17 protein-coding genes are annotated in these 25,226 nt (G+C 59.7%); 4 read left to right on the forward strand and 13 right to left on the reverse strand.

Annotation, left to right across the window (positions count from 1 at the left end):
- Nucleotides 1-44: 44 nt before the first annotated feature.
- Both ACMTA2_RS14325 and ACMTA2_RS14330 read left to right on the forward strand, forming a co-directional pair.
- On the forward strand, nt 45-2,945 hold the full coding sequence (locus ACMTA2_RS14325; protein WP_413795339.1) for a sensor histidine kinase: 2,901 nt from the start codon (nt 45-47) through the stop codon (nt 2,943-2,945).
- Complete coding sequence (locus tag ACMTA2_RS14330; RefSeq protein WP_413795340.1) at nt 2,930-4,000, forward strand: HD domain-containing phosphohydrolase; 1,071 nt, start codon at nt 2,930-2,932, stop codon at nt 3,998-4,000. Before ACMTA2_RS14325 ends, ACMTA2_RS14330 begins: the two co-directional genes overlap by 16 nt.
- A gap of 138 nt (nt 4,001-4,138) precedes the next feature.
- On the opposite strand, the gene ACMTA2_RS14335 is transcribed toward ACMTA2_RS14330, so the two are convergent.
- From ACMTA2_RS14335 to ACMTA2_RS14395, 13 genes are all read right to left on the reverse strand, one after another.
- The gene (locus ACMTA2_RS14335) at nt 4,139-5,062 is read right to left on the reverse strand and encodes a universal stress protein (RefSeq protein WP_413795341.1); all 924 of its coding nucleotides are present in this window, start codon (nt 5,060-5,062) and stop codon (nt 4,139-4,141) included.
- A 639-nt stretch (nt 5,063-5,701) separates the two neighbouring features.
- Nucleotides 5,702-6,265, reverse strand: coding sequence for a GNAT family N-acetyltransferase (locus tag ACMTA2_RS14340; RefSeq protein ID WP_413795342.1), 564 nt, complete (start codon nt 6,263-6,265; stop codon nt 5,702-5,704).
- 346 nt (nt 6,266-6,611) lie between these two features.
- A complete protein-coding gene (gene fnr, locus ACMTA2_RS14345; RefSeq protein WP_413795343.1) occupies nt 6,612-7,361 on the reverse strand; it encodes a fumarate/nitrate reduction transcriptional regulator Fnr in 750 nt (249 codons plus the stop codon).
- A gap of 232 nt (nt 7,362-7,593) precedes the next feature.
- Nucleotides 7,594-9,753 carry a methyl-accepting chemotaxis protein gene (locus ACMTA2_RS14350; protein WP_413795344.1) on the reverse strand — a complete coding sequence of 720 codons (2,160 nt, stop codon included), beginning with the start codon at nt 9,751-9,753 and terminating at the stop codon, nt 7,594-7,596.
- 357 nt (nt 9,754-10,110) lie between these two features.
- Nucleotides 10,111-11,235: an ABC transporter permease gene (locus ACMTA2_RS14355; protein WP_413795345.1), complete on the reverse strand. Its 1,125-nt coding sequence runs from the start codon at nt 11,233-11,235 to the stop codon at nt 10,111-10,113.
- A 2-nt stretch (nt 11,236-11,237) separates the two neighbouring features.
- Complete coding sequence (rbbA, locus tag ACMTA2_RS14360; RefSeq protein ID WP_413795346.1) at nt 11,238-13,982, reverse strand: ribosome-associated ATPase/putative transporter RbbA; 2,745 nt, start codon at nt 13,980-13,982, stop codon at nt 11,238-11,240.
- The gene (locus ACMTA2_RS14365; RefSeq protein ID WP_413795347.1) at nt 13,979-15,052 is read right to left on the reverse strand and encodes an HlyD family secretion protein; all 1,074 of its coding nucleotides are present in this window, start codon (nt 15,050-15,052) and stop codon (nt 13,979-13,981) included. Before ACMTA2_RS14365 ends, rbbA begins: the two co-directional genes overlap by 4 nt.
- Nucleotides 15,053-15,300: 248 nt before the next feature.
- Nucleotides 15,301-16,983 carry a sensor domain-containing diguanylate cyclase gene (locus ACMTA2_RS14370; protein ID WP_413795348.1) on the reverse strand — a complete coding sequence of 561 codons (1,683 nt, stop codon included), beginning with the start codon at nt 16,981-16,983 and terminating at the stop codon, nt 15,301-15,303.
- A gap of 218 nt (nt 16,984-17,201) precedes the next feature.
- Nucleotides 17,202-18,482, reverse strand: a complete 1,281-nt coding sequence (locus ACMTA2_RS14375) for an MFS transporter (RefSeq protein ID WP_413795655.1) — start codon at nt 18,480-18,482, stop codon at nt 17,202-17,204.
- A 103-nt stretch (nt 18,483-18,585) separates the two neighbouring features.
- Nucleotides 18,586-19,824, reverse strand: coding sequence for a glycolate oxidase subunit GlcF (glcF, locus tag ACMTA2_RS14380; protein ID WP_413795349.1), 1,239 nt, complete (start codon nt 19,822-19,824; stop codon nt 18,586-18,588).
- Nucleotides 19,825-19,827: 3 nt separating this feature from the next.
- Nucleotides 19,828-20,892 (reverse strand): glycolate oxidase subunit GlcE, encoded by a 1,065-nt coding sequence (gene glcE, locus ACMTA2_RS14385; protein ID WP_413795350.1) that lies wholly within the window; start codon nt 20,890-20,892, stop codon nt 19,828-19,830.
- Entirely contained in the window at nt 20,892-22,391 is a 1,500-nt protein-coding gene (gene glcD / locus ACMTA2_RS14390; RefSeq protein WP_413795351.1) for a glycolate oxidase subunit GlcD, read from the reverse strand. The genes glcE and glcD overlap by 1 nt, the downstream gene beginning before the upstream one ends.
- A 194-nt stretch (nt 22,392-22,585) precedes the next feature.
- Nucleotides 22,586-22,978: an ester cyclase gene (locus tag ACMTA2_RS14395; RefSeq protein WP_413795352.1), complete on the reverse strand. Its 393-nt coding sequence runs from the start codon at nt 22,976-22,978 to the stop codon at nt 22,586-22,588.
- A 377-nt stretch (nt 22,979-23,355) separates the two neighbouring features.
- On the opposite strand from ACMTA2_RS14395, the gene ACMTA2_RS14400 reads away from it, so the two are divergent.
- On the forward strand, nt 23,356-24,375 hold the full coding sequence (locus tag ACMTA2_RS14400; protein WP_413795656.1) for a substrate-binding domain-containing protein: 1,020 nt from the start codon (nt 23,356-23,358) through the stop codon (nt 24,373-24,375).
- Nucleotides 24,376-24,540: 165 nt separating this feature from the next.
- Entirely contained in the window at nt 24,541-24,948 is a 408-nt protein-coding gene (locus ACMTA2_RS14405) for a VOC family protein (RefSeq protein WP_413795353.1), read from the forward strand.
- Nucleotides 24,949-25,226: the final 278 nt, after the last annotated feature.

The following is a 25,226-nucleotide window of genomic DNA, read 5'->3' on the forward strand; positions in this document are numbered from 1 at the left end:
GTCACTGTGACATCATTGTGTGCTGCCCAGCAACGAGCGTGCCTATGCAAGCAGCTTCAAAAAAGAGGGTCAGTCTGCGCAGATGGATCTGGCGCGCGTTTGCCAGTACCAGCCTGTTGCCACTCGTCTTGGTGGAGGGGGTGCTGATTACCACTTATTTCATCACGAACCAGTCCATTCGAAATTCCCAGATCGAATATCTGCATCAAAGTGCGACTCGAGATATTCAGGTATCGGTTCAGCAGAATGCATTGTTGGTGCAAGGACAGCTGGATCAAATCCACAAGGCGATAGGCCTTTATGCCAAGTCCACTGAGCATGAACTCTCCGAAAACCAGCCCCTCATGGCGGCATCGCTTTCAGTAAGCACCGACGGTGTTCGCTACAGCGCAGCGGACGACGGAGCGTCCGCCTCGTTTTATTCGAATATAACGGCGCCGGAAAAGCAGGATCTCTACAAGGTCTCTCTTCTGGCGAGTCAAGATTTCATGATGAAACAGCTGAAGGATGGGGATCCTCTGATTGCCAGCATCTATTTCAACAGTTGGGACAGCTATAACCGGATTTATCCCTGGTTCAATACGCTCGAACAGTACCCCCATGATATGGACATCACCCAATACAACTTCTACTACCTGGCCGATGCCCAGCATAATCCTGATAAGAAAGTAGTCTGGACGGATGTCTACCTGGATCCCGCCGGCCAGGGGTGGATGATGTCTGCCATCGCGCCGGTCTACAAAGGAAACTTCCTTGAGGGCGTAGCCGGGGTTGATGTAACGGTTGACGGTATCTTGAAGCGAATCGAACAGTTGCAGATGCCGTGGGATGGCTACCTGATGCTGGTCAACGACAAGCTCGACGTCATGGCGGTACCCAAGGCGGGCCAGCGTGATTTTTCCCTGCGAGTCGTCGAGAGCCAGCCCGTTGGAGAGCCTGTCGAACGCGAGCGCCTGCAATCGCCGGATTTGAACCTGGCCCGTTATCCGGACCTCGCCAGTCTTAATGAGAACTTACCTGATCATTCAGGAGGTGTCGTTGCGCTGATGTTGAATGGACGGCCTCACTTGGTCGCCTGGGAGAAGATCCCTGCTACCGGCTGGTTCTTGCTGGCGGTGGTGGACGAAGCAGCAGTCATGCACGAAACCAATCTGCTCTCCAGTCACTATCGCGACGTGGGTTATTTGTTGGTCGCGGGGCTCGTGCTGTTCTACGCCTTGTTCTTTGCCTTCATGTGGTGGCGGGCGCGTGATCTCAGTCGCCAGTTGAGCGCGCCGGTACAAGGGGTCTCACAAATGATGCGAGAGATCGGCCGGGGTCACTGGCAGCCGGCGGCAAGCCCTTCCGATATCATCGAACTGTGGTCAATGTCCAACCAGGCCCTGGGCATGGGCAGGCAGTTGGCCCAGGCCGAGTTTGTTCGCAGGTCCACACAGCAGCGTCTCGAGTTGGTCATGGAGAGTTTTGCCGAAGGGCTCTGGGAGTATTACCCCCAAAGGCATCGTTTTATTCTCAAGGGTGCCCTGTGCCAGCGCTTCGGCTTTACCGCCAACGAAGTGCCGATGGCGACACTGCTGGAGAACATTCCCGTTGAAGATCGGCAAACCTTCACGCAGTTTCTGGAAGAGGCCAGCGGCAGGGGCAGTGTAGCGCCGGAGGCGGAGTTCCGGATCAGGGACGTGCACGGCAAGTTGATCTGGATCCTTTGCCGGGGCCGCACACTGGAGCCCTCGCGACTCGACGATTCCAGTGTCGTGGTCGTGGCGTGTGTCGACATCACGGCGCTCAAGCAGACCCAGTTGGATCTCCGGGAGAAAACCCTGGAGGCAGAGGCCGCCAGCACGGCCAAATCAAAGTTCGTCTCTAGCATGAGTCATGAGTTGCGAACGCCCTTGAATGCCATATACGGGTTTGCCCAGTTGGGACTCATGCAGCCGCTTGACGACGCGTCGCAACAGACAGCCAACCTGCAGGAAATCATCGAGGCCAGTGAGCACCTCATGCAGTTGGTTGACGATCTGCTTGATCTCTCCAGCTTGCAGGTTGAGAAGCCACTGCTGGATCTCAAGCCGATGCATGTGGCAAGCCTGCTGTCCAATTGCGCTGACATGGTTCAGCAGCAGGTCTGTGCGCACGGCCAGACCTTGCACACCCATGCTCCGCTGGATACATGGCATGTATGGGCCGACAAGCGTCGTCTCAAGCAGGTCCTGATCAATCTGTTATCCAATGCAATCAAGTACAACCGGCCCGGTGGTGATATCACGCTGGGGGCCAAGGTTGTCGAGGGTGGAACCCGGCTGCGTCTTTACGTGACGGATACCGGGATAGGCATTTCGCCGGATTTGCAGGAGGAGCTTTTCAGGCCTTTCCAGCGTTTGGGTAAAGAAAACTCTTCCATCCAGGGCACTGGTATTGGCTTGGCGCTGTGCCGAGACCTGGCGCTCCTGATGCATGGCACCATGGGATTTGAAAGCCATGTCAACGTGGGAACGACCTTCTGGATAGACATGTGCTCGTCGGCTTTTCCAGCGCCAGGGAGCGATTCCAGAGTGTCGACGATAGCCTTGCCACATATCCTGCTGGTGAGTAACGACCCCAAGGATGGTCAAGTGGTTGGGGAGGCGTTAGCCGGTGATTTCGAGCTGCAGCGCGTCGATACGTTGCCCGATGCCAGCCTCGTGCTTGACGCCACGACAGTCAGCGTATTGATCGTCGCCACCGCCGACCCTGTACTTGTGCTGGACACTTTTTTCCGCGGTTTACGCACGAGGTTCGCAGAGAGCGCCATGTCGATCGTCGTGGTTCGTGCGGCCGTTGATCACGTTTCGGTTGGCCAACTAGGGTGTCAGGCCATCGTGTCCTCTCCGTTGGAGAGGCAGAGTATTCGTCATCTGATATTGACGCTCATTGCGAAGAGGGCAGATGCATGTTCGCTAAAGTAAATGCTGAAAGCAGGATCGTCATTATCGACGATGTGGCCACCAATCTCAGGCTTCTGGATTCATGCTTGCGAGCCGTGGGCATGCACAACATCACGACATTCAGCGACTCACGCCAAGGACTGGACTGGCTGCTTTCGAACGCCTGGGACCTGGTGTTGCTGGACCTGGATATGCCCGCGCCTGACGGCTTCGAGATTCTTGAACGCCTCAATAAACGGGACCGCACCGAGTCACCGGTTATCATCGTAACGGCCTTGAATGACCAGCAGAACAGGCGAAAAGGACTGGAGATGGGCGCTAACGACTTCATCTCAAAACCCATTGACCTGCCTGAGGTGCTGCTCAGAGTACGCAATTGCCTGGAGCTGGCGCAGGCGGCGAAGCTGCTGCGCGACGTCAATGCCGAGCTGGAGCGCAAAGTCGAGCTGCGCACGGCCCAGCTGGCCTCCAGCTACAAGGCGATCAGCAGCAGCTTGAGTCGAGCAGCCAGTTATCGGGATGATGACACGGGATATCATATTGTCCGTATTGGCGAGTCCGCTGCTTTATTGGCCAAGGCGATCGGCATGCCCTCTCAATGGTGCGACCTTATGAGGATGGCGGCCCCGATGCACGATATTGGAAAAATCGGCATTGCAGATGCCATCCTGCAAAAGCCCGGTGCGTTGACACCGCAGGAACGAGAGGTCATGCAGGGGCATGCCGGAATTGGCTATGAAATCCTGCATGACCCGAACGGTTCTCCTTTGACGGATCTGGCTGCGGAAATTGCCGTGGCGCATCACGAGCGTTGGGATGGCACCGGCTATCCCAAGGGATTGCGGGGTAAGGAGATCCCGTTATCGGCAAGGATTGTGTCGATATGCGATGTGTACGACGCCATAAGAATGCCTCGAGCCTATAAACCGGCTTGGGATGTCGAACGCTCGAGGCGTTTCATCATTGATCAAGCGGGTACCCAATTCGATCCTTTTCTCGTGGACATCTTTTGTAATCTCTTTGACGAAATAGATCGCTTGCGCTTGCCCGATGCCCGAGAGGCTGATGTTGTTTAGGTGTATGTGTCCCAGAAGATTTGATGCGCCCCTCCGGCCGCCAGGGCGACCGCAGGGAATTGCATCCGTGGCGCCAGGCGCCGCATGGCCTGTCGCCCCTATTGACCAACGTCCAAGCGGTTGACGGCCACTGTGCGTTCAGTCGATCTGTTGCGGTGCAATCACCCACAAGCTGCACGGCATTTTGTACAGCAGGCTTTCAACGGTGCTGCCGATCAGCTTGTCCAGGCCGCCATAGCGCACGCGGCCCATGACAATGACATCGATGTCATGGGCCCCGGCGTAGCTGGCGAGCACCTTGGCCGGATCGCCCATGATCATGCGTCGTTGTTGCGGGGCAATGCCGTTGCGTTCGGCCAAGGCGTCGAATGCTGCACCCTGGGATTCGTAAAGCTGTCGCGCCAGGGTCGAGGAGAAGAATGTCGAGCCGTTGCCAAAGCCGTATTCGGCGGCGGTGATGGAGGAAAGGTCGTAGGCGTAGATGACTTCCAATTCCGCGTCGCAGCTGGCAGCCAGCTTGTTGGCTTCGGCCAGGATCCGGTCGTTGAGGCCTTTATAACGACCGTCGCGGTGGAAGGGGTCTATAGCGGCCAGGATCTTGCGCGGGCGCGCATGGGCCACTTTGTTGACGAAGTGCAGTGGCACTTCGCATTCGCGCAGCAGGTGTACGTCCAGGGGCGTGAACATCAGGCGCGAGATCCAGGATTCAGGATCCACCGTCTTGATCAGCGCGTCCATCGACGCCTCTTTGAGATGGACCAGAATCTCCTGCAGGGGGCGCTCCACCCATGCCACCTCTGTCGTGACCTCGATGCCGAGCTTGCGCAGGGGCCTGGCTTTCTCTTCCAGCCAGTTGCGGTGGCGTTCAATGTAGCCCAGGCGCATTTGTTCCAACGCCTGCTCATTGACCAGGCTGGCCGTGGCGAGGCCCTCGAGGTAGTCAAAGGCGACAATGTGCAGTGCCGTGCCTTCGGCCTTGGCCAGTGCGGCGGCCCGGTCGAACGCCGGGTTGTGCTCCATCAATGGCGAAGCGACCAGCATCAAGCGTGATTGCGTAGACATGACAAACCTCCTGGGCAAGGACCTGTTGGCGCCGTGCGACTGTCGCGCGGGCTGTGCCTGGTATCGATCATGAGCGTGGTGAGCCTTGGAGACTTGATTTGCATCAAACACACTTGAATGCGTCGGACCGGCACTGACGACGAAAGCGCAAGCGCGCAATGTTTGATCATGATCAATCCGCCCGGCGCAATCGGGCGCAGGCTGTTGCTTGATTCTGAAGTCCAGGCTCACCCGCCATGAGAGGTTGGTCATGATTATTCGGCTCGAAGAGCGACAGGCAGAAATGCGTTGGGTGGTGCATCTGGATGCCTTGTGCATAGGCTTCAGGAGCGTTGATCAAGCGCGGGCCTTTACCCGGACGTTGCAGGCTCGAATCGACGCTCCCCATGTGTGGCCGCAAGACCTGATGGCGCGCACCCGAGCGTCGCGAAAAGTGCACGCGGCATCCGCGCGAACCCACGCTCAAGTCTCGCCGTAGCGCCAAGGCCACGACCCAAGCCCTGGGCTTCGTCAACGCGTGCGAGACCGCCGAACTCTTGTTGCAACGGGCATCTTGCAGCGTCTGGGCGATAAAGCCGCAGGCATGACGGGAACCCTCTGCGCGGGGCCGTGAAACGCGGCACCCGCACCGTATCGTGGCTAGAGATAGAGGCGGTGAATGACTTGCCGAGTGTCCTCGGGGTCGGTGCGTGTCTCGAATCCCAGGCTATGGGCCAGGTCCCGCATGGCGGCGTTGCTGGCGGCATCGACGGAGTACATTTGCCGATAGCCGTTTTTACGTGCCGCGACGATCAGATGCTCCATCAGCAACGTTCCCAGGCCCAGGTGTTGCCAATGATCGGCGACGGTCACGGCGCACTCGCATTCGTGTTCGGACGTGGCGCAGTAGCGACTGACACCGACTTCGATCAGTTGGCCGTTGTCGTGAACCAGCGCGATATAGGCCAGGCGCGTCTTGCAGTCGACATCCATCAACTGATCGAGCATCGCCGCTCCGGGTTCATTGATTTGCGACAGAAAGCGCATGTGTCGTGACTCCGGAGACAGGCGCTTGATGAAGTCATATTCGCGCTGGCGATCTTCATCCCGCAGCGGCCGGATCAGCACGTGCCGGCCATCTTTAAGGGGCTGGATCCAATGTTTGCCACTGATGCTGGCATACAAGGCGGCGGCGCGTTCGTTGTGGTCTTTGACGGTGAGCATGGGGTGTTCCTCCATCGGATATAAGCCTGCTGTGCGACAAAAAAGCTTTGTATTTCGATGCAGTTCTACGCCCGTGGCAGCGATCGATTCTGATCTGGATCAGTCCCGGCGCACCGAACCTGCGAATGCGTTGAGCTTGATTCAGATCAAACCGCATGGGGCATTGGTGGGCGCACGCTGGTGAGCATGTCCTGTGCGCGTCGTAAAACAACGCCCATGATTGATATTGGGACACGACGCAAAGGCATCAGCTCTACGTCATCGAACACGGGCAGGGCTTGCCCGAGGTGGCAGCTGTAGGCGTTGGGGGTATCGATGTAGATCAGAGGTCATGCAGCGCAGGGCATTACAGCTCGGTATGACGATGGCAACCGGCGACCTTCTGCTTGAGACCGGACAGGTCCAGGATCGTGACATTGCGCCCATGCATGTCCACCAGGCCTTCCTGGCGCAGGTGGGCGATGCCTCGGCAGATTGTTTCCAGGCGCAGGCCCAGGTAGGAGCCGATGGCCTCACGGCTCATGCGCAGGACAAAATCCCGGGAGGAATAGCCGCGCATGTTGAGCCGTTGTGACAGGTTCAACAGGAACGCCGCCAGACGCTCGTCGGCATTCATGTTGCCGAGCATCAACAGCATGCTGTGATCGCGCACGATTTCCTGGCTCAGGAGTTTGTTGAGGTTGTGTTGCAACGACGGTAAATCGTGAGCAAGTTTTTCCAGAAGGTTGAAATGCAGCGGGCAGACTTCGCTGTCTTCCAGAGCCACCGCGTTGCAGGTGTACTGATTAGTGCTGATTGCATCCAGGCCGAGCATTTCACCTTGCATTTGGAATCCTGTGATCTGTTCGCGACCGTCCATCGACAAGATCGTCGTCTTGAAGAAGCCCAGCCGCACGGCATATAGCGAACGAAGCGGATCGCCGATCCGGTAAAGAGCCACTCCCTTTTTGACTTTCACTCGTTGAGCGATCAACGTATCGAGCCGTTCGACTTCGCCCCCCGTCAGCCCTATGGGCAAACACAACTCAAGTACGCTGCAATTGGCGCAGGCGGCTTTGAGAGCGTGCACGGGGAACGGTCGAATGTCAGCGGCCATTGGGAGGATTCCTTTAGTTGGTAACAGCATAGGAGATCTAAACCGCCGCGCTTTATTTTTGTCGCTGAGTGGTATGTCAGCTTCCGATGGACGCATGCCCTGAGTGATCGTCAGGGCAGGTTTGATAGAGGGGGGACGGTTAGTGTCTGAATTTTGGACAAAACAAGGTCGCCTGATTGGCGATTCGAATTCCGTTTCCACGGCTATTGAACTTGAGGTATTGCGCGGTGTTTTACCGTTTTACCTTGAACCTACCCAATTCCCGCTGCATGAGCGCGGCCCGTTCCGAAAGATCCTTGGCCGCCACCGCACACTCCAGCGAGTTGGACTGGTTTTTCTGAGTGACTTCATCGATTTGTTCAAGCCCGATGCTGGCTTGTTGCAATCCGGAGGCCTGTTCGCTGGAGGCCTGGTAAATCAGCGAGACCAGGCTGGAAACCGCGCCGGTCCCATTGACGATGTTCTTCAACGATTCTGCGGTTCGGCTTGCGATGACCATGCCGCGTTGCGTCTTGCTTGAGGAGTCGGCAATCAACGCGGCCGTTTGCTGGGCTGCCTCGGCGCTGCGGGCAGCCAGGCTGCGGACTTCATCCGCCACGACGGCAAAGCCGCGTCCCAGTTCACCCGCCCTGGCGGCCTCGATGGCGGCGTTCAGCGCTAGCAGATTGGTTTGCGCGGCGATGTTGTCGATGGTCGTGATGATCGCTGTGATGTCTTTGCCCGAATCGTCAATCTCGGCCATGGCGGCAATCAATTCGCCCATCAATTGATCGCTTTCTCCCGCATCGGCCCGTGAGGCCTGGGATTGCTCATCCGCTTTCTTGGCGTTTGCGGCATTGTCCCGCGTCTGGGCGGCCATTTGGGTCATGACCGCGCTGATTTCGGTAATGGACGATGCGGAGTTCGCCGCGCCTTCAGACAGCGACTGACTGAGATCGGTGACCTGTCCTGAGCTGCCGGTGATCTGGGTTGCGCTGGACTGGACTTGTGAGATCAGTTGGTTGAGGTTGCTGACCATCTTTTCCAGTGACTTGCCCAAGGTGTCGTGCGGCGAGGACAAACGAACCTCCAGGTCCAGGTCGCCTTCGGAGATACGCTCTGCGACCCGCACCTGTCTTTGCAGGCTTTCGGACATGTCGTTCAACGCCACGGACAACTGTCCCACTTCATCTTCGGTTTTCTGCACCAGGCGCCGAGAGAAGTCCCCCAGGCTGATGTTGGCGGCCAAGGCAGCCGCTTCGCGGATAGGCACGACGATTTTCGCGGCGGCGAACCACAAGGCGACCAAGGCCAGCAGCGAGATACCCAAACCGACAGAGACCTGCCAGATGCTGTTGTTGATACTGCGCGCCTGCAGCTCTTGCTCCAGGGCAATGGCCTGGCTCATGACCACCGCCTTGGGCAGACGAATCAGTACCGCCCACGGTTTACCGGTGCGGCCCAGTTCAATGGGCATCAGTACTTCGATTTGTTGGGTCTGCGCGTTGAGCAGGCCATTGCCGCGACCGCTCTGGATGGCGCTCAGCACTGTTTCCCAGGACTCAGGCAACAATGCCTTGATGGGTTGGCCAATCAAGTCGATGCGCTGACTGTCCGCCACCACCAGACCCTGGTTGCTGAGAATCGACACCGAGCCTTTGCCGCCGTAAAGCTGGGCCGACATTTGCTCACTGAGTTTCTGGATAAAGGCGATATCGAAGTCGGCTCCGACCACACCGTAAAATTTGCCGTCGGAGACGATCGGTACCGACAGGGTCGTCAGCCAGACGTTTTTTCCCTGGACCACGTAGGGGATGGGATCGAGCACGCTTTCTTTCAGGGTGTCGCGGGGACCGGTGTACCAACCGCCTTTAGGCACGCCATTGGGATGGCGATCCGGGGAGTCATACTCGACCAGCGGTTGTACCGCTATGTGGCCACCCGCGCTGCGGGTCCAATAGGGCGTAAAGCGACCCGTGGACGGATTGCTCCCGTCCTGGGCCGCGCGAAATGCACGGTCTTGCCCATCCAGCGCATCCGGTTCCCAGCAGGAATAAGTACCGTTGAAGTCAGGGTTGTCCTTGAGGACCCCGAGCAATACCGTGTTGATCTGCTCGCGTCCCATCACCAGAGGGCTTTGCGAAGCTTTGCTTGCGGCGAAAGCGTTGGCCATGGTACGCGCCGCATCCAGGGCGTTCTGCAATTTGGCCTGGATGGCGTTGGCCCGGGACTCCGCCAGGTTCTGAATCTCTCGGATCGTCGAGCGCTCAACCAAGGCCGAGACCTCGGCCGTGACGTATTGCTCGTTGGACCTGGCGGAGAAGAGCCCGTAGAGCACCAGGCTGAGCGATGAAACAAACAGGCAGATGCCCGCTGTTATGCAGATTCTTATTTGCAGCGATTTGAGTTTCATAAAGCCTCCCAGCCCAATCTTTAGGGGTGCCGAAATCACGACAACCACCTTCATGTTTTGCACGGTTCGGCCAATAGCGTTTGGGGTTGATATGCCCCGGCTTGTCCAGGCAAATGGCTCTGCTGGAGAGTTGCGACGTTATTGCTTGGCCCTGGCGGGAGGTCCTTTCCACATTTTTTGTGTTGATTCGAACTTGCAGGAACGGCCCAGTGAATGTCGGAGCATTTCATGAGCGGGTGGATGAGGGGTGTTGAGGCGGATTATTGGTGGCATAAAGGCATCAATAAAATTGTACTTTGGTAGGTATTTTGTATAGGTTTTTGTGGGGCGTGCCTGGAGGAATGGCGCTGTCAGAGCTCAGGCCATTTGCGTTATTGCCCGACGAAAGCGCAATAACGCAGCGACGAAGAACAGAGCGCCGATAGACGCAATCGCCAGAAATTGTGGCCAGACAATCGACAGGCCCGCCCCGCGATACAGAATGCCCTGGGCAAAGCTGACAAAGTGCGTGGTGGGGGCGGCGAGCATCAGGTTTTGCACCAGTTCCGGCATGCTTTCACGGGGTGTAGCCCCACCGGAAAGCAACTGCAGGGGAATCAGGATCAGAATGCTCAGCAGCCCAAGTTGCGGCATGGAACGCGCTACCGTGCCCAAATAGATGCCGATGGAGGTGGTGGCGAACAGGTGCAATGCAGTCCCCAGCAGGAACAACCCGATCGAGCCATTGATGGGCACCTCCAGCCAGCCTCGGACGACCACCCACACGGCGAAGGCGGTGGCCAGCAGAACCACCAGGCCCATGGACCATACCTTGGCCGTCATGATTTCAAACGCGCGCAGCGGCATCACCAGCAGGTGTTCAATGGTGCCGTGCTCCCGTTCTCGTATCAGTGCGGCGCCAGTGAGGATGATGGACACCATGGTGACGTAATCAATCAATTGCATCACTGAGGTAAACCAGGCCTGGGTCAGGTTGGGATTGAACTGCATGCGCATGGCCAAGGCCACGGGGGCGCTCGGCGTATCGCGCACGCCACGGACAAATTCGGCCACTTCGGTGGTAACGATGGTCTGGATATAACCTGCGCCGGTAAACGCCTGGCCGATCTGGGTGGCGTCGACGTTGAGCTGCAGGCTGGGACGTCGTCCAGCGAGGACGTCGCGCTGAAAGTCAGGCGCGATATCGAGGGCGAAGGTATAGCGACCGCTGTCCATGCCGGCATCGACTTGTTGGCTGCTGATTTTCGCCGCCGGCAAGAAGTAGGGCGGTTGGAACGCCGCGTTCAGTCGTTCGGACAGTTGCGAGTGATCCTCATCGACGATGGCCAGCGGCGCATGGTGCAGCGCCTCGGGGATGCCCGAGGCTGCCGTGTAGATGCCGAACGAGAACGCCCAGACGATCAGGATCAGCATCGCCCGGTCATGGTACAGGCTGCGAAACTCCTTGATGCCCAGGCGCAGGATGTTCATGAGACTGTGCATGGCTAACGCTCCTGTTTGCGGAGGCAGAACACGCTCAGGCCAATCAGGATCGGCACCGTCACCAGCAGTTGCAGGAAATAGGGTGTCAGCGGCTGCAGATCCAGGGCCTTGGAAAAGATCCCTCGGCTGATCGTGAGAAATTGTGCGGTGGGGTAGACCTTGCCGACCATAGCGCCGAAGCCTTCCAGCGAAGACACTGGGTTGATCAATCCGGAAAACTGAATGGCCGGAAGCAGCGTCGCAATGGCGGTGCCGAACACGGCCGCAATCTGGCTGTTCATGAAAGTCGACATCCACAGGCCCAATCCCGTGGAGGTGCCGATGTACAGCAAAGCGCCCAGGCTCAACACCAACAGACTCCCCTTGAGTGGCACGGCGAACACCCAGACTGCCAAGGCACACATCAGCAAAAAGTTGAACATGCCCATGGCAACATAGGGCAACTGTTTACCCAGCAGGAATTCCAGGCGTGTCACCGGGGTGACATACAAGTTGATGATCGAGCCCATCTCTTTTTCCCGCACGACGCCCAATGCGGTGAGCATCGCCGGAATCATCATCAATAGCAGCGGGATGATCGCTGGAACCATGGCCTGCAAGCTTTCCACATCCGGGTTGTAGCGGTAACGCACCTCGACGCTGGCCAGCGCCGCGCCGCTATACCCCAGCTCTGCCAGGTAGCCGCTGTGCAAACCGTTCACATAACCCTCTACGGTGCGTGCGCGCATGGGCATCGCGCCGTCCACCCAAGCGGCTACTGTGGGCCGGGCGCCGCGTTTGAGGTCACGCCCGAAGCTGGGAGGAATCTCAAGTGCCAGGGCAATGGCCCCGCTTTGCAAGCGAGTCTGCAGGTCGGCGTAATCAAGCAGCTCGGGCTGTTCGATAAAGTAGCGCGAGCCGGAAAAACTGCGGACATAGGCCTGGCTGGTGGTGGTCTGGTCGCGATCCAGCACGGCGAATGACAGGTCTTCGACGTCCAGGCTGATGCCGTAGCCCATGATGAACATCAGCAATACCGTGCCCAGCGCCGCCAGTGTCAGGCGGATCGGGTCACGGCGAATCTCCATGGTCTCGCGTCGAGCGTAACTGAATATCCGCAAGCTGCTGAACCTGCTGCGGTGGGGCTTGCGGGGACCTCCCGGTAGCGCCTCGGCGCTGGGCGGCTTGGTGCTCGGCTCGTCTGGCTGCGGTGGGGCCACAGTGCTGCTGGCGGCTTCTTCCAAGTAAGCAACAAAGGTTTGCTCCAAGCTGTTCAACCCGCGATCAATGACCAACTGCTCGGGCGCGCCGCTGACCAGCACCCGGCCGGCATGCATAAAGGAAATCCGGTCGCAGCGCTGCGCTTCGTTCATAAAATGCGTGGAAATGAAAATGGTCACGCCGTCATTGCGCGACAGGTCGAGCAAGTGTGCCCAGAAAGTGTCCCGCGCAATGGGGTCTACGCCAGAGGTGGGTTCGTCGAGAATCAGCACATCGGGCCTATGGATCAGCGCCACGGCCAGCGACAGGCGTTGACGGATCCCCAGCGGAAGGCGGTCGGGCAGGGCATCAAGGTTCTGCTTCAGGTCAAAACGCTCGGCCGCCTCGGCGACGCGACTGTCAACTTCGTCGGCAGGCACATGAAATAACTGCGCATGCAGCACCAGGTTCTGCCGAACCGTCAACTCGGTATAAAGGGAAAAGCCCTGGGACATGTAGCCGACACGCTGCCGAGTCTTGAGATCTCTCGGGTCGACCTGCTTGCCAAACAGCCACGCCTGCCCCGACGTGGCCGCAAGCAAACCGGTCAGCATTTTCATGGTGGTGGACTTGCCACAGCCGTTGGAGCCAAGGAAGCCAAAGATCTCCCCGCGCTCAATGCGGAAACTGGCATTGTCCACGGCTGTGAAAGCACCGAAGCGACAGGTCAATTCCCTGGCCTCGATGGCAATCACCGAATCTCCCGCGGATGGCACACGAGGTGTGATCACCAGCGGTTCGTGGCCACGCCGACGGCTTTGCGGCAACAGGGCGATAAAGGCCGCTTCCAGGTCCTCACATTCGGTTCGTTGGCGGATCTGTGCAGGTGAACCCGTCGCCAGGACCTTGCCCGCGTCCATCATCAGCAAATGGTCGAAGCGTTCAGCCTCTTCCATATAGGCCGTGGCCACCAAGACACTCATGTGGGGCCGGCGGGCCCGCAGTTCGGCGATCAGCGCCCAGAACTGGTTTCGGGCCAGGGGGTCGACACCCGTGGTAGGTTCGTCAAGGATCAGCAGGTCGGGATCGTGGATCAGCGCACAGCACAGCCCCAGTTTCTGCTTCATTCCACCTGACAGTTTACCGGCGGGCCGTCCCGCAAAGGGCGTCAGCCCGGTACTCGCCAATAAGGCATCGATGCGTTGTTCACGCTCAGGCCGGCCTTGCCCGAACAGGCGGGCGAAAAAATCCAGGTTCTCGAATACGGACAGTGTCGGATAAAGGTTCTTGCCCAGGCCTTGGGGCATATAGGCAATGCGTGGACAGAGGGTTTCACGATGACGGGCGTCGGCCATATCACCGCCAAGTACGGTCAGACGGCCTTGCTGTATCGCCCGTGCGCCCGCGATCAGTGCCAATAGGCTGGACTTGCCGACGCCGTCCGGACCGATCAGGCCGACGATGCCGGTGGCAGGAATATCCAGGGTGATGCTGTCCAGGGCGATGGTCTTGCCGTACCGCAGCCTGATGTCCTGCAGGCGTGCGACCCAAGGGTGCTGGCCCCTCATTGCGGCACCCTGAGTTCGAGTGCAGCTGGCCATTGGGCTTGAGGGTTCAGTCGGACATGGGCCACGCCTGGCACGCCGGTCTTTACCTGGCTGAGATGCTTGCGCAGCAGCTCAGGGTCGATCCGAGCCTTGATACGGAACATCAGCTTTTCCCGCTCATTGGCCGTTTCTACCGTTTTAGGCGTGAACTGTGCGACGCTGGACACGTAGCTGACTTTTGCAGGAATCACATAGTGCGGGGCGGCATCGATGATCACACGCGCCTCGCCGCCGATGGCCACGCGGCCGGCCTGGTCAGTGGGCAGAAAGAACGTCAGGTACACATCGCTCAGGTCTACAAGATTGAGGACCTTGCCTGCGGCGGGAATTACCTCGCCTGCTTCGGCGATGCGGTACTGCACACGTCCATCCCGAGGCGCCTTGAGCTCCGTGTCGGCCAAGTCCGCCTGCAAGCGTTGCTCGGTCGCCGCTGCCGCCTCGATGCTGGCCTGGGCCTCCTCCACTTGCGACTTGGCTGCTTCAATACCGGCCTGGGCAGTCAATACCTGCGAGTTGGCAGCCGCCAGCGCAGCATGGCCGCTGTCCAGCAGCGCGCGATCGTCGTCCAGTTGCTGCCTGGCCAGGGCGTTGCGGTTCACCAGAATCTCGGTGCGGGCAAAGCGTTTCTGTGTGGCGGTCAGTTCGGCCTGGCGCTGGGCAACCACTGCCCGCGCGGTGATCTTTTCGCTTTCCCGTTGAGCGACTAGCGCCGTCGCCGTGAGTTTGGCGGTGCGGGCCCGCTGCAACTGGGCCTGGGCCTGGAGTATTTCGGCTCGCAACGCCTGGGTATCCATGCGCGCCAGCACTTGGCCTGCGCGGACCTGATCACCTTCAGCGACCAGAATGGTATCGATGCGTCCGGCCAGTTTGCTCGCCACATCCACTTCGGTGGCTTCAATCCGCCCGTTACCGCTGGCGAAATCGGGGTTTACAGGGGCGGGTTTGAATATATACCAGGCACCCAGTATGCCCAGGAAAACCAAGCTCCCCAGAGCCCCCCGCTTAAGCCACTTGCCGGTTACGTCGTTCATCCCTGCCTCTCAGGTGCCAGCGAAGGTTGGCGCTGGGAGATGATAGGGCTGGAGTAAGAGGCGCTTTGTTGATCTGCGTTAAAGATCCGCCTTTTAAATTGGCGCGGAGGCCGTTTCGTCGTTTGACGGGAAGGTCTTCGCAAGGGGGCTCGCAACTCCCCTTGGCGGCTGTAGGCTGGCGATGACGCGAATGGGGGTTGAACCCTTCCGCGGCGCGCAGGCGCTTACGTCAATTGAACCTGTCCGGCCTACGAGGCAACCCGGTTTTTGCCCGCACGCTTGGCCTTGTAGAGTGCGGCGTCCGCTGCCTGGATCAATAGGGCTTGATCGGTCCCGTTACGCGTGGTCGAGGCCACGCCAAAGGATGCGGTCACGCTGAACGTCTGTACTCCATCCGTAGGGCTCATGCTCTCCAGCGAAGCCCTGATGGATTCGGCTCGCAGAAGAGCGTCTTCCATCGAGCAGTCCGGCAATATGACGATCAGCTCTTCTCCACCAAACCGACAGGCGACATCGGTGGCTCTGATGGACTTCATGAGCAAGGCTGCAGTGCTTCGCAGTACCGCGTCACCCGCGGAATGGCCATGGATGTCGTTCAATTTCTTGAAGTTGTCCAGGTCGAGCATGATGACGCTCAGGTCGACTGCGTCTCGGGTGGCTTTGGAGAGCTCGCGCTTGAGCGTTTCCTCCATGAAACGACGGTTGTACAGGCCAGTCAGTGGGTCTTTGATCGATTGGACTTGCAGGACTTGGCGCATCCTGCCGTTCGCCAGCGCTAGCGCGGTTTGCTCCGCGGCCGCTTCCGCAAACTGGCGGCTGACCTCCCGTTCGCCGTTTGCGCCTGAATGTTGGATATGCAGGAGCCCAAGCGTTTCTCCGTAGGCTATCAACGGTAGGCACCAGTGAATGTCGCCATCTTCAAACGTTGATTGAGTTGAGTAGTGGGCGCACCGCAGCTCATGACGACGTTCAACCACATGGGGATGGCCTCGACGTATCGCCCAACAGTCTTTGGGACCCATGAGGACGTCCGGTTGAGCCTCGGCGTGGCCCCAGCTTGCGGCGGGTTTGAGTGCATCGGTCGAGTTGCGGTACAGGTACAGCGTTCCGCTACTGCCCTCCAGCAACTGTTGGCAATAAGTGCTGACCAGTTGAAGCGTTTCCTCTTGGCTCATCTCGGTCTGGAGTAGACGAGCCATCTCTGCGAGCAAGCCTATTTCGGTATTGCGCCGTTCAAGGTCTTTCAGGCTGTCGCTGAGTTGGATGCTTGAAGAAAGTGCGCTAGCCGTAGAGTCAGCTTGGCGCTTTATGGTCTGGCGCATGGACACGTAAATGAAGCGGCCCAGCATAAGGGTAAGCAAGAAGCTTGCGATTGAAATGGCGACGGCCCAACGCAAGTTGGCGTTGAGCTGGTTGTCCAGGATCGCCACTTCCTCGACTTCGGCTTGAATCAGCTTGCTCCCCAGATCGCGGACCTGGTCCATGAGGTGTTTGCCATTACCCGTAGCGATTTCGTCCATCGCCGCCGTCGCACCTTGGGTACTGCGCAGCTTTATTACCCCCTCCAGGTGGTCCAGCTTTAGCCTGGTTTGCTCGATGAACGCCTCAACCTGGGTAATTTCACTGGGCGGATCGCTTTCATAGTGTTCACGAAGAGCCTTGATAGCGCTCGGAAGCTGCGAGGTGGCGACGTAATAAGGTCGAAGAAATGTCTCCATCCCTGTCAACGCATACCCGCGTTCGCCTGTCTCCGCATCCACGAGCAAGCCTTGCACCGTGCGAATGCTATCCAGCTGCTGTTCTACCAGATTGCGCTCATTACGCGTCTCGTTTGTCCAAAAAAGCGTAAACGGACCTACGGCGGCGGTGACGGACATGACCAATGTGGCTGTAGCTGCTGCGAGGAGAAGTTTGGGTGTGCGGTGGGGCATCGTCAGCTCCAATGTGATTCTCATCGTTATCGGCGGGTTAAGTTAACGGTATAGGTGAATCACGATAAAAGCGCTGGATGGTCAGAGGATTGCAGGTCCGAATAGGTGGACGATCGCTGGCAGAGCAAGTTGCACGGGTGCTGTATCAAAGGGCACCTTGGGAAGGCTGTCCAGTATGTACTGAAATCTCTTGTCCAGTTGTCCCGGCTGTTTGTGACTCAACTGACGGGCATGCCAGGGTGATTTGAAGTCCCGCCGGTGTTCTTGAAGGGACGGGCGGATACGCCCCTATAGAACGACAAAATGGCGAGCACCTGAACGACGACCGCTGCTGTCACGACGGCGACAATGGCGTGATTCGGATCAGCGAAAGCGGAGCGCACCCAGCCAAAAAATGCCGGGGCGAAGGCGTAGGTGGCCTGACTGATCGCGACCAGCAGGGCGATCACCTTGGCAATGTGTTCACGGCTGAATTCGGTCTGTGCGATCAGCGGCGGCAAAGAAGTGGCGTTGCCAATGCCCGAGCCGATCAGCACCACGGCTATCCAGGCCACCGTCGGGTGAAGGTCCAGGCCCAGCAGCATCAGCGTGCCCAGTATCTGGAGGGCGTACCCGAGGCAGGCCAGGTGTCGGCGATTCCTGCCTTGGGTCATCAGGCGTGCAGCGACGTATCGCCCGCCCATTGCACTGGCGGTGGCCAGGCCCATGGCGAATGAGGCCTCATGTGCGCCCATGTGTCCCACCAGGATCGAGTACAGGTGTGCAATCAAGCCGATCTGGGCGAACAGCCCCAAGGACATGCCGGCTACCAGGCTGCGGAAACTGGCTGACCTGAGCGTCTGCATCGCGGTCCACGGCGCGGCGCTGGCGTTGGCCGGCGCGGGTTCCGGCCGGTCCGCATGGTCGGGATACTGTCCCAGGCTTTGCGGGCTTTTGTTGAAGACCAGGAAGGCGAAGGCGCCAATGAGCAGCACGGCGACGATGCTGATTGCCAGCGCCGCCGTGGCAAAGCCGAAACGCTCGATCAGCCACACCCACAATGGCGAAAAGATCACGCCTCCCAGGCTGGCGCCGTTATAGGCCTTGCCCAAGGCCTTGGGTCGCTCCTTGACGTACCACGCAGCGATGAGGGTGTTAACGGCCGCCGCCCCCAATGTCACCCAGCCGATACCCGAGCAGATGGCACCGGCATACAGCACCCAAGGCTGGCTGGCTTGAGCCCAGAGGTTCACGCCGATGCCCAGGACGATGCAACCCAGCAAGGTGATGGCGGGTATCCCCACGCGTGCATAAAGGCGTGGCAGGTTGGCGATGACAATCGTGCCGCTGAGAAAGTGCACGGTCACGGCGGTCGAGACCTGGACGATGGGCCAGCCCGTGCGTTCCATGACCGCCTGCATGTAGATCGGCGGCCCATAGAAGCCGATTCCCCAACCGATCATCGCCAGGATGAAAGTGCAGGCCAGTACGGTTTTTCCAAAAAAACGGGTGTGTGTCATCGCCATCTCCTCCAGGGTGGCGCACAGACTATGCATTCGACAGGCTCCTCACTTCGAGGTGCATCGAACTATGGATGTCCTGACCATGCCCTGGCCGTGACCCTCAGGCGTCTCTTGAGCTTGGTTGAGGCAACGCGGCTTCGACCAATTCGATCCAGTGCCTGACAGGGGTTCGACCGGCACCGTTGAGGTGGGATTGGCAGCCGATATTGGCGGTGACGATGACGTCAGGGCGTCCGCTTTCCAGGGCATTGAGCTTGTTATCGCGCAGTTGCCGGGCCAGTTCGGGTTGGGTCAGCGAATAGGTGCCCGCCGAACCGCAGCACAGGTGACTGTCGGGAACCGGCGCCAGGTTGAATCCAAGCCTGGTCAGGATCGCCTCGACCGCACCTCCGAGTCCTTGCGCATGCTGCAACGTGCAGGGGCAGTGAAAGGCCAGGCACTGGTCGCTGTGTACGCCAAGCTTATCCAAGGGCTCGTCGCGCAGCACCTCAACCAGATCCTTGGCCAGGGCGCTGACCCTTGCGGCCTTGTCGGCGTACGCCGCATCGGTACTGAGCAGGTGGCCATAATCCTTGATGAAGGCGCCGCAGCCGCTGGCGGTTTGCACAATGGCCTCGGCACCGCTTTCAATACCCGGCCACCACGCATCGATGTTGCGGCGGGCACGATCGAGGCCGGTGGCCTGGGCGTCCAAGTGATAGTCCAGTGCACCGCAGCAGCCGGCTTCGGGAACCGAGGTGACGCTGATCCCCAGCCGATCGAGTACCCGTGCGGCCGCCGCATTGGTATTGGGCGACAGGCTCGGTTGCACGCAGCCTTCGAGCATGAGCACTTGTCGGGTATGGCGGGCCGTCGGACGTGGCTGGGCCGGATACACGGTGCGTGGTAATTTGGCTTGCAGGGTATTGGGCAGCCATGCGCGGAACACCTGGCCACTGCTCACCAGCCCTTTGAACAGCCCGGGATTGGGCAGGACGCCGCGCAGCCCCTCGCGCAACAGGCGTTGGCCGAGGGGGCGAGGGACGGCCGCATCCACCACCGCCCGGCCGATGTCCAGCAGATTGTGGTAGTCAACACCGGAAGGGCAAGTGGTTTCGCAGTTGCGGCAAGACAGGCAGCGATCCAGATGTTCCTGGGTCTTGCGGGACACTTCGTTGCCTTCGAGTACCTGCTTGATCAGGTAGATGCGCCCCCTCGGGCCATCCAGTTCATCCCCCAGCAATTGGTAGGTCGGGCAGGTGGCATTGCAGAACCCGCAGTGCACGCAACTGCGCAGAATGCGCTCGGCTTCTTCGGCGCGGGGTAGCTGGCGGGCGTCGTCGCTCAAGGTGGTCTGCATGGTTCAAAGCTCCGCGTACAGGCGACCGGGGTTGAAGAGGCCCCGTGGATCGAGTTGCTGTTTCAAGTTCCGGTGATAGCGCATCAAGGCGTCGGGCAGCGGTTGGAAGGGACTCTCGGCTCGCCCAGGGGTGTAGCAGGTCGCATGCCCGCCGGCCTTTTCGACGACTGAGCGAATGAAGCTCGCTTCGGCGTCGGACTTGAGCCAGCGCTGGGCGCCGCCCCAATCGATCAATTGAGTGCCTGGCAGGAGCAGCCGGGGCGTGTTCTGCGGCAAGGAAAGGCGCCAGAGCGCTTGATCCTCATCGAAGAAACTCAATCGATGTTCGTTCAGCGCTTGCCAGTACGAAGCGTCCAGCCATTCGCCGCCCAGACGGTCATGGGCCGCGGCCACCGAGCCTTCACCCCCTTCGAGCCTGAGGTGCAGGCGCTGGCCGTCGTGACAGGCGGCGCTGATCGGCAGCGGTTGCTGCCCCCATTGCGCCAGGCGCAGCAAGGCGCTATCGCTGTCCATCTCCAGGCTGATACTTAACGCTTGCCGTGGTTTTGGCAGGACCTTGAGGGACACTTCGGTTATCACGCCCAGCGCGCCGTAGCTGCCGGCCATCAAGCGCGACAGATCGTAGCCGGCGACGTTCTTCATGACCTCGCCGCCAAAGCGCAGATGCTTGCCCTGGCCGGTGATCACCCGCGTGCCGAGAATGAAGTCACGGACCGAGCCTGACCAGGGGCGCCGCGGCCCTGAGAGGCCGCAGGCAATCATGCCGCCCACGGTGGCGTGTATGCCGAAGGAGGGCGGCTCGCAAGGCAGCATCTGCTGCGACGCGTCCAGCACTTCGGACAAGTGGGCCAATGGCGTACCGCAGCGAGCGGTGATTACCAGCTCGGTCGGGTCGTAGCGGACGATGCCCCGGTGGGCGCGAGTGTCGAGGACTTCACCCGTCACGCTGCGGCCAAGGAACGCCTTGCTGTCGGAGCCCTGGATACGCAGTGGCGTGGCATTTTCCAGCGCCTGGTTGACCTGCTCCAGCAGTGCTGCGCTGTGATCGACATCGTGTTCGCTGCGCATCAGAAACGCTCCAGATCGGGGAAGGGCAACTGACCCCGATGAACGTGCATGGCGCCAAACTCGGCGCAGCGATGCAACGTCGGAATGTTCTTGCCAGGGTTGAGCAGTCCGCTCGGATCGAATGCGGCTTTGATGGCATGGAACACGGTCAGCTCATCGCTATTGAACTGTGCGCACATCTGATTGATTTTCTCGCGGCCAACGCCGTGCTCACCGGTGATGCTACCGCCGACCTTCACACATAATTCGAGAATCTTGCCGCCCAGGGCCTCGGCGCGATCGAGCTCACCCGGTTGATTGGCATCGAACAGGATCAGCGGATGCATGTTGCCGTCGCCGGCGTGGAAAACGTTGGCCACGCGCAGGCCGTACTCGGCCGACAGCGCCGCGATAGCTTGCAGCACACCTGGCAGTTCCCGGCGCGGGATCGTGCCGTCCATGCAGTAATAATCCGGCGAGAGGCGGCCTACCGCAGGAAACGCGTTCTTGCGTCCGGCCCAGAAACGCACGCGTTCGGCCTCGTCGCGCGCCTGGCGCACTTCGGTGGCGCCGGCCTGTTCCAGTACCTGGCGTACGCGGTCGCAGTCGTCGTGGACGTCTGCTTCCACGCCATCGAGTTCACACAACAGAATGGCTTCGGCGTCTACCGGGTAGCCCGCGTGGATGAAGTCTTCGGCGGCGCGAATGGCCAGGTTGTCCATCATCTCCAGGCCGCCCGGGATGATGCCGGCGGCAATGATGTCACCCACCGCGCGGCCAGCCTTCTCGACGCAATCGAAAGCCGCCAGCAGTACCTTGGCCGTTTGCGGTTTGGGCAGCAGTTTGACCGTGACCTCGGTGATGACCCCGAGCATGCCTTCGGAACCGGTAAACAGTGCCAGCAGATCGAACCCGGGGGCGTCGAGGGCCTGCGAACCCAAGACCAGGTCCTCGCCGTCAACGGTGAGGATGTCGACCTTGAGCAGGTTGTGCACAGTCAACCCGTACTTGAGGCAATGCACGCCACCGGCGTTTTCCGCCACATTACCGCCGATCGAACAGGCGATCTGGGAGGAAGGGTCCGGTGCGTAGTACAGACCGAACGGCGCGGCAGCCTGGGAAATCGCCAGGTTACGTACCCCTGGCTGAACCCGTGCGGTCCGGGCGGCGGGGTCAATGTGCAGAATGTGGTTGAAGCGTGCCATCACCAGCAACACGCCTTTTTCCAACGGCAGCGCACCGCCGGACAAACCGGTGCCCGCGCCACGGGCGACGACGGGCACCTGGCGCTCATGGCAGAGTCGCAGCACGCCCCGGACCTCGTCGATATGGCGCGGCAGCACCACCAGCAGGGGCGTGGTGCGGTAGGCGGAGAGCCCGTCGCATTCGTACGGCTTGAGCTCTTCGCGCTGATGCAGGATTTCCAGGTCCGGCAGATGAGCTTGCAGGGCCTGTAGCAGCGCGTTTTTGTCGACGTCAGGCAGGGTGCCGTCGACGCGTTCATCGTAGAGAATGTTCATGGTTCGTGGGCGACCCTCCGTTGTTTTTATTCGAGGCCCCTGCCGATACGGCTACCTTGCATCATTGGCCGGAGACGTTCTACTGTCTATGCGTGGTTGGACTGTTCGACCTCACGTAAATCGAAAACGAAGCGCAGCGCCTGGTGCGTGCCACGTTGCGGTTCGAAGGTGGGGCGCAGGGGCTTGGGCGTCCGTTACGTGGACCGGAGCTGAGCTTCGATGGCGTCCTTGTCGATCACGGACCACACCTCGCGAATCCTGCTGTCCTCGAACCCGTAGAAGACGTTTTCCGCGAAGGCGATCCGTGTTCCATTGACCGCAAGGTCCAGGAACTCCCCGGTCGGTGTGCAATTGAATGCCAGGCGGGCCGCCAACTTGGGTGGGTCGATCACCAGGAATTCGATCTCAAAGCGCAAGTCGGGAATGTCCCGATAGTTCGCTTGCAGCAGGCTTCGATAACCCTGCAAGCCTAATCGTCTCGCGTTGTGAACCACCTCCTTGTGCACAAAAAGGCCCAGGTTTTCCCAGTCCTGTGCATTCAGGCAGGCAATGTAATCGTTATAAAGATCTGCAAGGTTCGAGGTCATGGGGGACTGATCCTCCGCTCTACGTCTGTTCCAGGAGCATAGTCATGATGTGCGGTGGAGCACGTGTCACCTGCGCGCTCGTGAGGACAGGGGCTGAAAGGATGTTACAAACTGACGAGTCCCTTTCGGGTCGATGACAACAGAACCGACTATCCTTGCGGGCACTGAACGTAAACGTGCATTCCTAAAAATAAAGAGACGCCATGACCCATTATGATCGCGCCATCGGCTCCAGGCCCGGCAACGCATGCGGTGATCGAACCTGTTCGATCAGGTCCCGGTTGTTCCGGACGGTTTCAATGACGATGCTCTGCCTTTTCACGGCAACGCCCGGATACAGCCAGGATCTGCCCGCCGCGACAGACGCCACGGTGACGGTGGCCCAAGCACAGGAGAGGGTTGCCAAGGCCACCCTTGGCGCCATTCCCTGGAGCGGTCCTGAATCCGGCCCGCGTGCCCAGCGCGGCAAGAGCGTCGCCATCGTCGCAGAGGATATGCGCAATGGCGGCATTGTCGGCGTTGCCCAGGGCGCTCGCGAGGCTGCCAAGGCGATGGGCTGGACGCTGAGGGTATTCGATGGCGCTGGATCCCCGGACGGGCGTGCAAAGGCCTTCGCCGATGCCCTGGCGGCGAACCCCGATGGGCTCATTCTGTGCGGTGCCGATGCCCTTGAAAACAAGGCGGCGCTGGCGGTCTTCGCCGACAAGGGCGTGCCGGTGGTGGGCTGGCACGCCGGGGAGCGCCCCGGGCCGATTGACGGGACGCCGATGGCCATGAACGTCACGACCGACCCGCTCGAAGTGGCTCGCATCACGGCCATGGCGGCCGTGGCGCAGTCGAACGGAAAAGCCGGCGTGGTGATCCTGACCGACTCCAGGTACAGCATCGCCATGGCCAAAGCCAGGGCGATGGAAAGCGTCATTCGGGCCTGTCGGGACTGTTCGTTGCTGGAGGTGCGCGATGTCGCGATCTCCGACAGTCGCGAGAAGATGCCTGCCGTCACCACGGAGCTGCTTCAGCGCCACGGCAAGCGCTGGACCCACGCCCTGGCCATCAACGATATCTATTTCGACTATGCGGTGACCACCTTGGCCAGCGCCGCAGTACCCCGCGACAGCATCAGCCTGATGTCTGCCGGGGACGGTAGCGCGTCGGCGTTCTTGCGCATACAGGAAAAGAACTACCAGACCGTCACCGTGGCCGAACCGCTCAACGTGCATGGCTGGCAGGTGATCGATGAATTGAACCGCCTGATGGCAGGCCAGCCGGTGAGTGGCTTCGTGGCCCCGGTTCACTTGGTCAATGCCGACAATATTGCCCTGGATGGCGGCAAGAAGCTCCTGTATGACCCCAGCAATGGTTATCGAGACATCTATCGATTCCAATGGCATCCCTGAGGTTTGGACGTGACTTCACGGCAGGGAAGCCTGTGCTTCCCAGGCCACCAACGGCCTATCGAAAAATAACGGCGTCGACCTGTCGATTTCGACCCTCGCCATTCGATGAGTCCGTAGAGCCGCCACACGGACGGCTTTGTCCATCCACTCTCAGGAGATCCCAGCATGAAAATCATTCCCTACCTGACCTTCAACGGTCGCTGCAAGGAAGCTTTTGCGTTGTACAAGGAGGTGCTTGGCGGTGAGCTGTTTTCCATGTCCTTTGCCGAGGCGCCCGAGGATGTGGGCATGCCCAAGGACGCGGACCTGATCATGCACGCCTGCCTGACCGTGGGCCATTTCAGTCTGATGGCGTCCGATTGCCCGCCGGGCCAGCCGTTCAGCAAACCGCAAGGGGTGTCGGTGTCCCTCAATGTCGACAGCGTGGAGGAGGCCGAGCGGCTGTTCAAAGGCTTGAGTGCGGGCGGCAGCGTGCAGATGCCCTTGGCGAAGACCTTCTGGGCGGAACGCTTTGCCATGTTCGAAGACCGTTTCGGGATTGCCTGGATGGTCAATTGCGAGGGCAAGCAATAAGTCGAATGCTGCCTGGGTCGCGATGCGTCGCGGCCGTTGGCAGCGCTCGCGACATCCCTCACTTCCTGTCCGGGGATTGATCATCCTGGCGAGCACGTGCGCCAGGGTTTCCCCGCGCCATGTGAACCTTGGGCCAATACTGCGTTCACTTATTAAGTTGCCGCTTCAAGTGATCCTGTGTGCGGGTTTGCGCGCCATGGCTCAATGCCAGTCTCTACCCAGGTCACTGATCCTGCGCGATCGCGAGCAAGCTCTCCCACCAGGGGCCGGTCCGAATC

Origin of the sequence: Pseudomonas medicaginis (genome assembly GCF_965119365.1) — a bacterium.
GTDB lineage: Bacteria > Pseudomonadota > Gammaproteobacteria > Pseudomonadales > Pseudomonadaceae > Aquipseudomonas.